Raw genomic sequence first — 14528 nt, 5'->3', positions numbered from 1 at the left:
CGCTCGGACCATCGCGCCAATTTCGTTGTGTGGAAATTTTTGGGAAACCTTTTTTGTTTATTTCAATTATATGAGGAAAAATAATGACTTATTGGCTCATGCAGAACTTGGTATGTAGGCGAATGCAGCGGTTGGCCTGTTTCCTTGTGTTGGCAATGCTCGTCATCAGTCAATCTGTCACGCAAGCCAAAGAATTAAAGAATGTGATTCCTGATCTTTATGGGGGAAATGGGTTTCAAACAGATCCTAATTTTGCAGGCAATCGGTCCAATGATTTTGGCAATGCGGTGTTCGATTCATTTAATGAACTGACGAATGGCATTGGGGCTCAAACGGGGCAATTCGCGGTGAACTCTACCGTGGCGGCGTATCGGTTTGATGTTGAGCGGGGAGTTCCTGTTGAAGTCACCAAAAGCCTCGGTCCACTCTTTGCGGAACGAGCCGACACGCTTGGAAAAGGGCGATTTGATTTCCAGGTCGTCTGGTCAAACGCCAATTACAAAAAATTTAATGGCCAAAAGCTATCTTCTCTCAGTGAAGATGTCTCTCCCACCGCCGGGCCGGGAACTCCGCCGAATGCCCCAGGGTTAGATGAGCTATTACAAATTAACCTGGATGTCACAGTGATTACCAATTTTGTTGGATTTTTTGGCACGTATGGCATCACGGATAATTGGGACATCAATCTTCTTGTTCCTCTCATCAATAACAAGATCAAGGCAAAAGCGAAGGCGACCATGCTTGATGCCAACGGGGTCCCTTGTACTCAAGGTGGTAATTGCAGTGGTATATACGTGATCAATGGGACGGCACCCGGTACGGGGGACCCTTCAAGAGACAGCTCTTCTTCGGATAAAACCGGGATCGGAGACGTTCTTCTTCGAACCAAATATAACTTCCTGAAAAATCATGAGGTTTTACCTGATTTGGGAGTACGCGGTGGCGTGTCTTTTCCCACGGGAAACGAGGATAACTTCATGGGAGTCGGAGAATTCAGATTTGAGGGATTGGCTGTCGCTTCTAAATATTATTCATCCCCGATCGGCATGATTGGTCCCCATGTGAATACGGGCTTCGTGCTTGTCAACAACAAATCGGAACTGAATCTTTTTACCTATGTCGCAGGGTTTGATTATGCGCCTATTCCGGTTTTTGCTTTCTCTCTTGACCTCCTGGGCCGTCACGAATTGGACGATAAGGATAACAGTGGAAAGGACATCGTCGATTTGGCTCCCGGCCTAAAATGGGCTCCACTTCCCAATACTCTGGTTCAGGCAGCCGTCCAGCTTCCACTCAATAAAAATGAAGGGCTCCGTCCGGATGCGGTCTGGACGTTAGGCGTGGGAGCGACGTTCTAAAGACTTGAATCGTCATACGTTACCGTTGTCCTTTTGAAGCATGTTTAGGGAAAAATGAAGGTGAAAGAGGGAAAAGACAAGCTGAAGATAGCTATACTATTTGATGTCCTGCGCGAGACGAAAACCAATCTGTATGCTCCGTGAGTCGGCGCTGTACCCATTACGAAATGAAGAACGCAAAGACATCGGAGCGTTAGTCCAGCCACCACCTCGCCTCACCCGTGTTCCGCACATCCCGTCATTCGCCTCTAGCCAGGCCGCCCCATTTGTTGGGGCATGCTGATAATCGTCGTGCCAGCAATCCTGGACCCACTCCCATACATTTCCGCTCAGGTCATGCAGGCCGAGGCCATTGGGTTGTTGGGTTCCAACTGGTTGAGTTCTTCCATTGCTGTTTGTGTTGAACCAGGCATATGTCGAAAGCTGTTCCTGTTCTGAGGTTCCCGCCCAAATTTCGCCTTTTCCCATATTTCTGGCTGCATATTCCCACTCAGACTCTGTGGGAAGTCGATAGCGATAACCGGTTTTTTGTGATAACCACGTTGCATAGTCGGCGGCATCTTTCCAGGAGACATTGATGACCGGATGCCTTTCACGTCCCCATCCCTCATCTCCCGGAAGCGGCCGACCTGTCGATATGGCGAACCGGTCATATTCCTCGAAGGTGACCTCAAATCGCCCTAAAGCAAATTTGTTGATATGGACTTCTCGTAGCGGGAGTTCGCTTGACGTACTCTCTTCCCAGCTATCTCCCTGTTGAAAGGTCCCGGCAGGAATTGAAACCATTTCGGGATCCAGATGGATGCTCACTACCGGAGCGACGACTCTCAGGATGGCCATTTTAAATGCCTTATTCTCCTCTGCCAACCAAGTGCCTAATCCTCCCAAAATAATAATGAAGACCGCCATGAGCCCTGCTCGTTTCATCCATCGTTTCTGTCGCTCCGCAAGCTGGTACTGTTTTTTCAGCATGGAGACGGTTTCTGCATGTGAAGATTCCCCCGAAATCAGGTTGGGTGTTCGCGGCTTAGACGAGGGTTTACCAGCAACCGATTGTCGTCGAAGGCTTTCAGGCTTTGTGTGATCAGCCAGGGGTGCGGGGGAAGATTTTTCCGCGGGCAGGGTTGTTTGGTTATCGTCGTTCATTGGGTGCGCGATCTGAGCATGCACATGCGAGAGGAAATGAGTAACCTGTTGGCAATATTCCTCATTATTCTGTGACTGTTCGTCTTGTTAGGGGATATGGCATTTCTCCCATCATGAGGGAATGAGCCCCCACAATTGCTTGCGAGATCACTATCGTCATGTCAAGTTATTTTAACAGATAACTCCCTGAACAAAAGCAGTTTTTCTTAATGTAAAATTCAATAACAATTATACAAGGGCTGGTGGAGTGTATTTGGACAAACGGATGAACCCGTAAACTTTTTGAAGATCATGAGGCCTTGCATCATGACGTTCAACGCCTAGAAGGTGAGAAATGACTCCTGTGGTATGAGAATGCTTTGGCCAACATAGATCAGGGGGTGAACACGGTTGGAAGGGCTGGAGAGAACAATTCAATTTAAAAAAAACAATCTGTGAAGTCTTTCTTGGTAGTTAGATGTTGGCGTGCCTGCCTAAACGGGGCAAGTCCCATGAGTTGTATGGAGCTGGCGAGAGGAATTGAACCTCCGACCTGCGGTTTACAAAACCGCTGCTCTACCGATTGAGCTACGCCAGCTCGGCGAATTATAGCCTCATCATACATACCAAAGGCTGAACCATTCAACCAGCATGGGATACATAAAAAAAATTTTTGCCAACTAGCCACGATTCAGGTCATTTGCAACAGGACTTTTCGTACCCCACTCTGTGCGGCTTTTTCCATGGCCAGAACGCCATCCAGGAGTGCATAGCGAGCATGGATAAGGGGGTCAACCCGGACGTGGTTCGATTCTAATAGGCGGATGGCCGGAGGGAAAGGGCCGCAACGAGATCCAATTAAGGATATTTCCTGAATGACCAAAGCCGCCATATCTAATGACAGGTTCCCATGATACGTGGATTTGAGCACAAGTGTACCTCTAGGTCGAATTAATTGCATGGCCGCGGAAAACCCGTCGGGGCTTCCGGTGGCTTCCACAATGATATCTGCGCCTGGAGAAATATCAGCCGGGTGCGAGGTTACCTTAATGCCGATGTGGGTGAGCCAGGTGTTGTGGTCCGAATGACGACCCAATAGGGTCACGGCACATCCTGAAAGCACAAGAATTTGTGCGCACAGTATCCCCAACTTTCCATCTCCGATGACGACCACCCGATCGGTTGGTTTGATAGAGACTAATTGGGGTATCTCACAGGCGGCGGCTAAGGGTTCAATAAAGACGGCCTGATCATCGGAAATGGAGTCAGGCACGACATAAAGGTTTTCAACCGGCAGAATAAGATAATCCGCAAAGGCCCCATCCCGACCCTGGATGCCTAATGTGGTGCGATGAGGGCAATGCGTGGGATGGCCGTTGGCACAGGTTTCACAATTGCGACAGGCGGCATTGATCTCTCCGACGACCCGTTTTCCAATCAATTCTGTATCGGGGGCCTCATCGACTATCCCAACAAATTCATGCCCCAAGACACCTTGAAAGGCCATATACCCTTTGAGTAGCTGAAGATCGGTCGAGCAGATTCCAGCTTGGATGACCCTGATCCTGGCTTCACCATGTGGACGCGGGGGAAGGGGTAGGTCGTGTTGAAGTTGAAGCTTCTGATGAAGAACAAGTCCCCGCATATGTATCCTTTAAAGGAGTGTTGAATAAAACCAATTTCCAAGGGCATATTGACCCACAGGCACGTTGCATATTAGAGGTCTCGGGGCGGTTCAAAAAAGTCCGTCCAGCAAGGCCTCAGTCACTTTTGCGCGCAGAGCGTACTTCCAGTACGTGAGCACGGAAAAATGTCGAGAACGCCGCTGGCGGCTTTTTTCAACCGCCCCTTTAAGAAATACCTTAGGAAATGACTCGATAGCACCATAGCAAAAAGGCTGTCAATCTTCAGCAATTTCTATAAATATTCAATAAAACAATTTTTCACAGTAAAGGTATCTTTATCCCCCGGCGTGTTGCGAAAACTCTTCCATCTTGTCAGGAAAGATTTTGAGACTTTAGTCGATAACGTGAACGTGTATAGACGAATGTGAGTTGCCCCTCGAATCAAAGGAGAAGTCATGATGATCGCCGGTATGGCCTCTGCTCTTTCTGGAATTCAAGCTGGGGGAAGAATCCTCAGCGTCGGCGCGCATAATATTGCCAATGCCCAAACAGAAAGTTTTAAACGAATCCGTGCTCTTCCAGAAGAATCGTCAGCCGGTGGTGGCGTGAGGGTTACTTTGCAAACCGATGAACGTCCCGGTCCCCAATTTCTCTCCGGTAATCATTCGCTCAGTCTTCGCGAAGGATCTAATGTGGATCTCAGCGAAGAAATAATTTCCAATCTGCAAGCGGTGAATCTCATAGAAGCCAATATGGCCAGTATGAGAATTCAGGGGAAAGTTTTGGGCTCCCTCTTGGATATTACCGAGTAATGCCTCCTTCCTGAATGTAATCATTCTTCATTCGATCCCATCTCCTTTGCTCTGTCTAATATTTCCTGTAGAATTTTATGGGCTTTTCGCTCTTGAAAATGACGCAGTGTTGGGTCCTTCTCAATACAAACAGCCGGTTCTGAAGAAGTTTGTGTCCTCCAGGAGCGTCTTTTCGTTTTTTAAAACGAATGTCTTGACAAAATGGAAGATACTCTGTTGGTCACCCGCTTGTACTGGTGCAGTAAAAAACTAGGGATTTGACTTTGAACGTGGGAAAACAATTATTGTAGAATCAAACGGTTATACGAAGTGAGGCGATTTGTCTTGGGGAATTTCTTAAGAACGCCCAGGGTTGTGAAATAGAAATTTTCCTATTCACTCCGTTTCTATTACATTTTTTGAACAGGAGATCGGGATGATGCACATGTCACGGTTGTTTGCTGGCCCTGCCAGGCCGTTTCGAATTGCCCCTCCGTGGGGTTTCCTTGTCCTATTTGTAGGATTGGGAATGGTCGGTGGATTTTTGGGAAATGGGTGGTTTGTCCCCGCCCAAACGCAAGCGGCTATACCCGGAGCGTTCATTGAAGGTTTTTCAGAAATTGTTGAAAAAGTCGGTCCGGCTGTGGTCAACGTGGCAGTGACTGGTGGGGGTGGACCATCTAGAGGCTTACCTCCCGGACCTTTTGGTGGGCCTCCCGGCGGAGGACCCCCTGGAGGCGGACCTCCTGGTGGCGGACCTCCCGGTGGTGGTCCCGGCGGACCTCCAGGTATGAGTGCCGGATCAGGGGTAATTATTGATTCCCGCGGATATATTCTGACCAATAACCACGTTGTGGAAGATGCGAGTGATATCAAGGTGTCTTTTCAAGATGGACGAGAGATGTCAGCAACGGTTGTCGGGACTGATCCGAAGACCGACCTAGCCGTCATTAAAGTCAAACTTGAAAATGGCCCGCTTCCTTCAGTGGCCTGGGGAGAATATGAATCCCTTCGAGTTGGAGATGTGGTATTGGCTCTCGGGAGTCCCTTCGGATTACGCAATACCGTGTCGTTGGGAATTATCAGTGCCCTCGGCCGAGGGAGTGTCGGTATTACGGAATATGAAGACTTCATTCAAACGGATGCCGCGATTAACCCCGGAAATTCCGGTGGAGCCCTGGTGAATATGAAAGGGGAGCTTATCGGGATCAACACGGCCATTTTTTCCAGAACGGGTGGTTCCGAAGGCGTGGGATTTGCCATCGCAGTCAGTATTGCGAAGGATATCGCTGCAAGCCTGATCGAAACGGGGAAGGTGGTGAGAGGATGGATGGGAGTGGCCATTCAGGAATTAACGCCGGCCTTAGCGCAATCTTTCCAACTACCTGAAGGTCAACAGGGTGGGGTATTAATCAGTGAAGTCCATGAAGATGGCCCTTCCGCAAAGGCTGGACTTCAACGTGGGGATGTCATCCTTGAATACGGAGGTGAAGCCGTCAAGGATGTCAATCATCTTCGTAATATCGTTGCCCGAACAAAGGTCGGAAAGAAAAAAGAAATTAAAGTGTTACGCGAGGGCAAAGAGACCATGCTGACTCTGGAACTGGGAGAACGGCCTTCCGATCAGGCACTGGCAAAGACTGGCCCGGTAGAAGAAGAAGAGAAAGCTCCGGCTATGGCTAAACTGGATAACGTATTGTCGGGAATGACCGTCGCACCAATTAGTGGGGAAAGCCGGAGTGAATTCAATATTCCTGAACAAATCAAAGGTGTGGTCGTCTCGAAAGTCGAATCAGGCAGCGCTGTTGAGGCTGCGGGTATTCAGGTTGGTGACGTCATTCAAGAAGTGAGTCGCCAAAGCGTGAAAACGATTGACGACTTCAAACAGGTTGCGTCAAAAATTGCCAAAGATGAGTTGGCCGTATTGTTGGTCAACCGGCGCGGCAATAATCTGTTTATCGCAGTGAATCCTCAATAAGGGATAGGTACTGAGGGGGGCGACCGAGCCCCCCTCGGATTTTTGTGGCGCAGGACTCACATGGCCAAACAAAGCAAAATAGGTTCCTGGTTTGAAGAGAAAGTCTTTAAGCCATTGGAAGACAAAAAAATGCCCGTCATGGAGCATTTGCATGAGTTCCAATGGCGACTCACGCGTGCGGTCATTGTGATGGCCTGTGTGTTTGTCGGGACATTTTTTTATGCGGATACGCTGGTGTCCTGGCTACGAATCCCACTGCAAAATTATTTCATTTTAGATTCATGGGAATGGATGCCATCGGATTTGCCAAAAATTCCCTTTGTCTTCCTCTCCCCGGCTGAAGCCTTATGGCAAAATGTGAAAGTGGCCGGGTTATGTGCAGTTGTCTTGTCGACCCCTCACTGGTTGTGGGAAGTCTGGCAGTTTGTTCTTCCAGGTTTACATGCCCAGGAACGACGGTTTGTCGGACCTTTCACCGCCATTAGCACCGTGGCTTTTTATTTGGGATTGACTTTCTGTTTTTTTGTCGTGTTGCCTTTCGCGTTGCATTTTTTGATTTCCTATGGGTTGGCTTCGGGATTTATTGCACAAATTTCTATTGCCAATTATGTGGGTTTTATTCTGTGGTTCATGTTGGTTTTTGGACTGATATTTGAAGTTCCGCTCGCGTTGACCTTGATGGCCAAACTAGGGTGGGTGGATGCTCCTGTATTACGAAAATACCGGAAATGGGCATTTCTGGGATCCTTTCTCTTCGCGGCTATTCTTACGCCCACGCCTGATCCATTTAACCAATGTATTATGGCCATCCCCATGTATTTCTTTTATGAAGTGGGTATTATCAGCGCCCAAGTCTTTGGCAAGAAAAAAGCTCCAGACAGTGAGGATGTGGGGGCATCCGCTCCAGCTTCTGGCGCGCCGGCAGTTCGGCGTCCTCCATTAGCCCCACAACCAGTGGGAGCCGGGTCTGGTGGGGATGAGGAATATGTCGATGTTCCGGACTCAGGTCCGCGGTAATATGAAATCCAGCAGAGGCATTTGATGATTCAGGTGGCTGTGGTGTTGATCAGCAGCAAAATACAGTCAGGCCAAAAACCCGATGAGAATCGGAAACCTTTGGAAAGGATCTTGACGAACCACCAATTGACCCTTTTATCCTATGATGTCGTGGCGGATGATCGTCAGGCCATTTCCCACCAATTGGACACAATTTGTGGGACGACCGCGCCTCATATCATTTTGACTCTTGGGGGAACGGGTGTGCGACCAGCCGATTGGGCGCCTGAGGCAACCAGAGACGTGATTGAAAAAGAGATCCCCGGCATCGGAGAAGCCATGAGGGCTGAAAGTCTTAAAAAAGTCAGGACGGCCATGCTCTCACGCGGAACGGCTGGAATTAAGGGGACCACACTGATTGTGAATTTGCCCGGAAGCGTAAACGGCGTGCAGGAGAATTTAAATATCATTCTACCGCTGTTAGAGCATATGGTGGAGAAAATGGGAAGTATGGCCACGTCATGATCTATGGGTGTGGCCGAATTTATATTATCCAAACTATCATCGTAGTGGATGTATGTGGAGGGATTCATGGCAACTGAACTGAATATGATTCAACCATCCTCGAGTTCGAGTGGGGATGTCTGTACCTATATGTGGGCGTGTGCCATTTGTGATGAAACCGAAACCTGCCAAAAGGACCGTGAAGGCCATAGTCGCTGGCTGGTCGGAAAGCGCATGGAGCGCATTGATTACAAAATATTGGTCATGAGCAATAAGGGCGGGGTGGGAAAAAGCACGATGACCACCAATCTCGCCATTAGTTTGGCCCTCAAAGGCTATGAAGTGGGAATATGCGACATGGATATTCATGGCCCCAATATTCCCAAAATGGTGGGAGCCGAAGGCCAGAAACTCAAAATCAGTACAGGCGGCGGAATTATTCCGCATCAAGCCTATAATCTGAAAATCGCCTCCATGTCATTTCTTTTGCAAAATTCAGATGATCCCATTATCTGGCGGGATGCGTATAAGTTTGAATTCATCAATCAACTGCTAGGTGGAGTGGAATGGCAAGACCTTAATTTCCTGCTGATTGACCTGCCGCCAGGGACCGGGAATGAATCGGTAACGACGATTGATCTCATTGGTGATGTCACGGGTTGCGTCATTGTGTCCACTCCACAGGAAGTGGCCCTGTTAGACTCCCGGAAGTCGGTCACCTTCGCAAGGGATAGTGAGCTTCCCATTATTGGTATTGTGGAAAACATGAGCGGGTTAGATTGTCCCCATTGCCACCAATCCATTGAATTGTTTCGAAAAGGGGGAGGTGAAGCCTCGGCCGCAGACATGGGCGTCCCCTTCCTCGGTCGCGTGCCACTGGATCCGGAAATGGTTCTCCAATGTGATCGTGGCGAGCCCTATGCGCTGTTTCATTCGGATCTTCCCACGGCTGACGCCATCCACGGCATTGCGAACAAAGTCGAGGAGTTCTGTAAGAAGAAAGATTCCCTGGTAAAAGTGTCGGCCAGGCCGGCTCCATTCAAAAAGGCCTAACCTGTCGCCCAAAGGCCGTTGCGATGCGTTATCTGACTATTTGATTTGTACGCCAGAGAATGGTCGAGTGTCCAAGCATGAATTGAAAGTGTACTGACTGCCATAATGAAATGAAAAAACATATGTGTTGTGTGCTTGTGGCGAGACTCTGAATGGAGTGTCGCCGTCTTCAGAGAACCACTTCAATCTTCCGCATGATTAGGCAAGACACATGGATGAGCTTACTTCGTTAACTTCTGCCCAACAAACTGTCCTGGATGCCGCGCATCCCTTGGGCTGTGAAAAAATCGGGCTCCTTGATTCCCTGGGGAGGGTATTGGGAGAAGACATTCTTGCCCCACGATCCAATCCTCCATGGGACAATTCGGCGATGGACGGCTTTGCGGTCCGGTGGGCTGACATTAAGCAGGACTATGCCATCACTCGCATTCCCGAATTAAACATTGTGGAAGATGTCGCCGCAGGGGCCGTGGCCACGAAAACCGTCGGTCCGGGAGAAGCGATTCGGATCATGACCGGAGCCCCTATGCCGGCCGGAGCAGATACCGTCGTGCGGGTGGAATACACGGAGCCTTCAGGGGCAAAGGTTCGTATCATGAAGACTGAAGCCGGTCAGGGTTCTAACATCAGACCAAAAGGAGAAGATGTCACGGAAGGAGAGTGCATCATTCCGAAAGGGACCCAACTGCGTTCCGGGGAAATCGGCATGTTGGCCATTCTGGCCAAATCGTTTGTCCTTGTGTCGCAACGTCCTCGAGTGGCCATTCTTTCTACAGGGGATGAGTTGGCGGATCTGGATGAATCATTTGATGAGCATAAAATCGTCAATTCCAACAGCTATGGTATTGCTGCTGCGGTTCAGGAGTCGGGCGGAATCCCTGTTCTCTTGGGAATTGCCAAAGACAACCCTGATTCCTTAAAAGACAAAATCCGACAGGGGCTCACCTGTGATATTTTGGTGTTATCGGGGGGAGTCTCCATGGGAGATTATGATTTTACCAAGCCGGTGTTTGCCGAACTCGGGGCAGACATGAATTTCTGGAAATTAGCGATTCGCCCCGGACAGCCGGTAGCCTTTGGAAAAATTCAAGGGAAATTGGCGTTTGGCTTGCCGGGAAATCCCGTTTCTTCGATGGTGACCTTTGATCAACTCGTGCGGCCGGCCATGTTGAAAATGGGCGGGCATCGGAAGTGGGAACGGCCGGTGGTGAAGGCACTTTTTCAAGAAACGTTCTCCAAACATACGGACCGGCGGCATTTCCTTCGCGGCATTCTTCAACAGGAAAACGGCGTCCTCACGGTCCGAACGACCGGAGGGCAGGGGTCCGGCATCCTCACCTCAATGGTGAAAGCGAATGGATTTATTGATGTACCGGAAGAGGTCGAATCTCTGAAGCCAGGCGATTGGGTGAACGTCCAATTATTATCACGAAATTTTTAAAAGAAATACGACATATTTTCCATCAGTCACACTGTCTATTTGGCAGAATTCGACCTTATAGAAGGGAGTACAGGCTTCATCATGACACCTCCCATTTTGGGTTTTGTTGGCCGCTCCAACAGTGGCAAAACGACCTTGATTGAACGGCTCATTCCGGAACTGACTCACGCGGGTTATCGAGTGGCCACCATCAAGCATGCCGGGCACGGGTTCGATCTGGATACTGAAGGCAAAGATAGTTGGCGCCACAAACGCGCTGGGGCCAGTACGGTCATAGTGTTATCAAAGGGTAGCCTGGCCATGTTTGCTGATGTTCCGGAAGAACTTCCTGTCGACCAAGTCCGTGACCGATTCATCAATGGAGAAATCGATTTAATAATTGCCGAAGGCTGGAAAAGCCAGGGGTTTCCGAAGGTAATCGTGGTGCGCGAGCAGCTACAGGAAGTGGATGTCTCGTTAGATGGTTTAATGGCGGTGGCTTCTATGAAACGCATTGAATGCTCGGCTCCCTGGTTTGATCGGGATGACGTCCAAGGGCTGGCGCAACTGATCATGAAAAAGTTTCCCCTTCAAAGGGGTTCGTAACGTTCATGGGAAAAGGCCTGACCCTCATTGCGGCCACACTCCTGGTGCTGGCCTTAGGAGGGGCTGCGGCTATCCCGCTGACCAATCAGCCCACCTTCTGTGCGAGTTGTCATACCATCAGACCATCCTACGATTCCTGGATACAATCCAGTCATAAAGATGTCACCTGTGTCGATTGCCACGTGCGTCCAGGCATTTCCGGGTTTATTCAGGATAAAATCTTTGCCGGAATAGAAGACGTCGCGATCACAGTTTTCGGAACCCCGACCGAACCGCATAATCTTGAATCCCATGTGTCTTCTTCTGTGTGTATCAGTTGTCATCGAGCCATCTTGCGGGTGACGGAAGTCTCTGTGCGGGATTTGCCCCCACCGGTCAAAGATGTCGGGTTGATCATGAATCATCGGGAACACATGGAGGCCTTTGAGAAACGCGGAAAAGGGGAGGGGTGTACGACCTGCCACGGGCGGGTCGTGCACGGAGCGCCAATTAAAACGTATCCCATTGTGATTCCGCGCGGGCATGTCAAGCTCGATGATCAACCACATGAGCCAGATCATCCAAAAGACTCGGTGCTCTGGAAGGCGAACATGGCCGATTGTCTTCGTTGTCATGATGGGGAACAGCGTTACGAGGGTGAAGTGCTGAGTGATCGCTGTGAAACCTGTCACCTGCCCGATAAAATCGGTGGGTTTTTGTTTTAATGCCTGCCTCAGATTCCATGGCTTCCCCTGTCGTTGAGGTTCGAAACCTCACCAAGCGGTTTCAAGGCTTTACCGCCGTGGATAATATTTCTTTCGATATCAAAAAAGGTGAAATACTCGGGCTCCTTGGGCCGAATGGCGCCGGCAAAACTACCACCATTCACATGTTGTTAGGGCTGATCACGCCGACGGTCGGCACCATTCACATGTTTGGGCTGGATCTGGCCACACATCGGGAAACCATTCTGAAACAGGTGAATTTTTCCTCCACGTACATTTCGATGCCGTTTTCCTTAACGGTAGAGGAAAATCTCAAGGTCATTGCGAGGCTCTATGAACTCAAGCATATCCAGCAGCGCATTGATGATATTGTCAAAAAGTTGGAGATGGAGGACATTCGGCATCGACTGACCAGAAAACTATCTTCCGGTCAAATGTCGAGGCTCACCCTGGCCAAAGCCATCATGACCGAACCTAAAGTGCTGTTTCTCGATGAACCCACCGCGAGTTTGGATCCTGATATCGTCAATAAAATTAAATCGTTCTTGAAAGAATATCAACGCTCGGAAGGCCTGAGTATTCTCTATACCTCACACAACATGCGGGAGATGGAGGAAATGTCCGATCGGATCATCTTCCTGCAACGGGGCAAAATTGTGGCGGAAGGTACCGCCTCCGAAATTATTCAACGCTACGGCCAACGAGATCTGGAAGAGGTTTTTTTGAAACTGGCCAGAGAGCAAAAGGGTCCATGAGTCTCGGGCGTATCCTTGCATTATTATCCCGTCATATGTATCTCTACAAGCGAAGCTTTGCCCGGTTGCTGGAGATTTTTTATTGGCCGTTTTTAGATCTCGTGGTGTGGGGATTTATCACGATTTATCTGGAGAAAGTTGGGATGTCGCTGCATGGCGCCCTCTCATTTTTTCTTGGAGCGCTGATCCTCTGGGATGTGTTGTTTCGCGCGCAGCAGGGAATTGCCGTCTCATTTTTAGAAGAAATGTGGGCACGAAATCTGATGAACCTGTTTGCCAGTCCGTTAACGATCGGAGAATATCTCGTTGCCACCATGACCATGAGTGTGCTGAAGGTCACTGCTGTGGGCGGGTTGATGATGCTTTTCGCCTGGGTCTTTTATTCATACGACATTCTCCAGATGGGCTTTTCCTTGCTCCCTTTCGTTCTCAATCTGGTCATATCAGGTTGGATTATTGGCGTGCTTACTACATCTATCATTATGCGCTTTGGGCAACAGGCCGAAGTGCTGGCCTGGGGCATGGTCTTCCTTTTTCAACCCATCTCCTGTGTGTTTTACCCCATTGAGGTCCTTCCCCCTGTCCTGCAATCTATTGCCTGGATGGTCCCTCCTGCGCATATCTTTGAAGGGATGCGTGGGGTCCTCACTACCGGTAACGCCCCGGTGACTCATCTGCTTTGGGCCACGGGCCTTAATTTTGGATTCCTGGTGATCATCGTGGCGTGGTTCTATCACACCTTTAATATCTGTAAAGATCGCGGCATGCTGGTTCGAGTTGGAGAATAGGTTCTTCGATTAGGCTGGTCGTTTGTCATCATTTTCCTCTGTGTTACGTAAAGAAGTCAAAGTTGAAATCGGTCTCAAAACCTGGTCCTCTTTAGCGCAAAAAATTAAAACTTTACAGTAGTAGTTTTATCCAATTTGAAGTAAAAAATTTCTTTCGAGTGAATAGCAAGATTGAAGGGAATCTTTGGTTTTAACAGAAGGGGAAGTCGGTTCGAGAGTCAGTGCGTCGGGGAAATCAAGCGAAGGGATCTGAGCCAAATGGTGAGTTTAGCCGGCTCCTCAAGGATATCAGCGCGGGGATTGGGGACCATGTATTCTCGGAGCCATACTCATGCCTTCCTGTATGGTATGTCCATTATTACCATTATTATCAGTAGTCCAATAGAACCTACCCAAGCCATCCGGATCACGATCGATGCTCTGCCCCTTGCCGTCTTTGCCTACCATTTCTTCTTCTAACTGGCCTTCCTCCACAAATCGCGTACGAAAGACATTCGGCAATTGCTGGGTATTGTCCGGTTGATCAGTATTCTCTCGTTCGAATTCCTTAATTATGCTGAGACCTTGTTTGGTACGTTTCCATGCCTCAAAGTCACGCCGACATTGCTCCAGATCTAATTCGCACCAGACGAAATGCTTATCATCCAGTGTGCTGAGATAGAGATCCACCTGTTCATCAAGGTTATTATGGGACGAATGCTGTGAGGCGCAGGCCCCAAGGAGTACAAAGAAACCTACAACACCAAGGATGAAATTATTTCGCATTTCCACCTCCGATAGCTCACCCTATCGGTTGGATGCGAATATCCTATATGCATGAACGAC

General features: G+C 49.1%; 14 protein-coding genes and 1 tRNA gene. 11 read left to right on the top strand and 4 right to left on the bottom strand.

Annotation, left to right across the window (positions count from 1 at the left end; all coding sequences use genetic code 11):
- The first annotated feature begins 83 nt into the window (after nt 1-83).
- Complete coding sequence (locus PQG83_RS06115) at nt 84-1358, top strand: transporter (protein WP_312747841.1); 1275 nt, start codon at nt 84-86, stop codon at nt 1356-1358.
- 96 nt (nt 1359-1454) lie between these two features.
- On the opposite strand, the gene PQG83_RS06110 is transcribed toward PQG83_RS06115, so the two are convergent.
- The 3 genes from PQG83_RS06110 to PQG83_RS06100 all read right to left on the bottom strand — a co-directional run bounded on the left by PQG83_RS06110 (nt 1455) and on the right by PQG83_RS06100 (nt 4128).
- A complete protein-coding gene (locus tag PQG83_RS06110; protein ID WP_312747839.1) occupies nt 1455-2504 on the bottom strand; it encodes a formylglycine-generating enzyme family protein in 1050 nt (349 codons plus the stop codon).
- Nucleotides 2505-3005: 501 nt separating this feature from the next.
- Nucleotides 3006-3081 (bottom strand) — tRNA-Thr (locus tag PQG83_RS06105).
- Nucleotides 3082-3174: 93 nt separating this feature from the next.
- Nucleotides 3175-4128 carry an MDR/zinc-dependent alcohol dehydrogenase-like family protein gene (locus PQG83_RS06100; RefSeq protein ID WP_312747837.1) on the bottom strand — a complete coding sequence of 318 codons (954 nt, stop codon included), beginning with the start codon at nt 4126-4128 and terminating at the stop codon, nt 3175-3177.
- 435 nt (nt 4129-4563) lie between these two features.
- Between PQG83_RS06100 and PQG83_RS06095 the strand changes: the two genes are divergently transcribed.
- The 10 genes from PQG83_RS06095 (at nt 4564) to PQG83_RS06050 (ending at nt 13703) form a co-directional block, all read left to right on the top strand.
- Nucleotides 4564-4920 (top strand): hypothetical protein, encoded by a 357-nt coding sequence (locus PQG83_RS06095; RefSeq protein ID WP_312747835.1) that lies wholly within the window; start codon nt 4564-4566, stop codon nt 4918-4920.
- Nucleotides 4921-5335: 415 nt separating this feature from the next.
- A complete protein-coding gene (locus PQG83_RS06090) occupies nt 5336-6877 on the top strand; it encodes a Do family serine endopeptidase (RefSeq protein WP_312747834.1) in 1542 nt (513 codons plus the stop codon).
- Between the two features lie 60 nt (nt 6878-6937).
- Nucleotides 6938-7894 (top strand): twin-arginine translocase subunit TatC, encoded by a 957-nt coding sequence (gene tatC / locus PQG83_RS06085; protein ID WP_312747832.1) that lies wholly within the window; start codon nt 6938-6940, stop codon nt 7892-7894.
- 24 nt (nt 7895-7918) lie between these two features.
- Nucleotides 7919-8398: a MogA/MoaB family molybdenum cofactor biosynthesis protein gene (locus PQG83_RS06080; RefSeq protein ID WP_312747830.1), complete on the top strand. Its 480-nt coding sequence runs from the start codon at nt 7919-7921 to the stop codon at nt 8396-8398.
- 66 nt (nt 8399-8464) lie between these two features.
- A complete protein-coding gene (locus PQG83_RS06075; RefSeq protein ID WP_312747828.1) occupies nt 8465-9430 on the top strand; it encodes an Mrp/NBP35 family ATP-binding protein in 966 nt (321 codons plus the stop codon).
- Between the two features lie 211 nt (nt 9431-9641).
- Nucleotides 9642-10871, top strand: a complete 1230-nt coding sequence (locus PQG83_RS06070; RefSeq protein ID WP_312747826.1) for a molybdopterin molybdotransferase MoeA — start codon at nt 9642-9644, stop codon at nt 10869-10871.
- An 81-nt stretch (nt 10872-10952) separates the two neighbouring features.
- Nucleotides 10953-11456 carry a molybdopterin-guanine dinucleotide biosynthesis protein B gene (gene mobB / locus PQG83_RS06065; RefSeq protein WP_312747824.1) on the top strand — a complete coding sequence of 168 codons (504 nt, stop codon included), beginning with the start codon at nt 10953-10955 and terminating at the stop codon, nt 11454-11456.
- Between the two features lie 5 nt (nt 11457-11461).
- Complete coding sequence (locus PQG83_RS06060) at nt 11462-12160, top strand: cytochrome c3 family protein (protein WP_312747822.1); 699 nt, start codon at nt 11462-11464, stop codon at nt 12158-12160.
- Nucleotides 12160-12915 carry an ABC transporter ATP-binding protein gene (locus tag PQG83_RS06055; RefSeq protein ID WP_312747820.1) on the top strand — a complete coding sequence of 252 codons (756 nt, stop codon included), beginning with the start codon at nt 12160-12162 and terminating at the stop codon, nt 12913-12915. The genes PQG83_RS06060 and PQG83_RS06055 overlap by 1 nt, the downstream gene beginning before the upstream one ends.
- Nucleotides 12912-13703, top strand: coding sequence for an ABC transporter permease (locus PQG83_RS06050; protein ID WP_312747818.1), 792 nt, complete (start codon nt 12912-12914; stop codon nt 13701-13703). The genes PQG83_RS06055 and PQG83_RS06050 overlap by 4 nt, the downstream gene beginning before the upstream one ends.
- A gap of 288 nt (nt 13704-13991) precedes the next feature.
- Here PQG83_RS06050 and PQG83_RS06045 read toward each other — a convergent pair whose 3' ends face one another.
- The gene (locus PQG83_RS06045) at nt 13992-14468 is read right to left on the bottom strand and encodes a hypothetical protein (protein ID WP_312747816.1); all 477 of its coding nucleotides are present in this window, start codon (nt 14466-14468) and stop codon (nt 13992-13994) included.
- Between the last annotated feature and the right edge of the window lie 60 nt (nt 14469-14528).

It is taken from the genome of Candidatus Nitrospira neomarina (assembly GCF_032051675.1).
Taxonomy (GTDB): domain Bacteria; phylum Nitrospirota; class Nitrospiria; order Nitrospirales; family UBA8639; genus Nitrospira_E; species Nitrospira_E neomarina.
The sequence above is the reverse complement of the archived record's forward strand: the minus strand, read 5'-3'. Positions and strand labels throughout refer to the sequence as shown.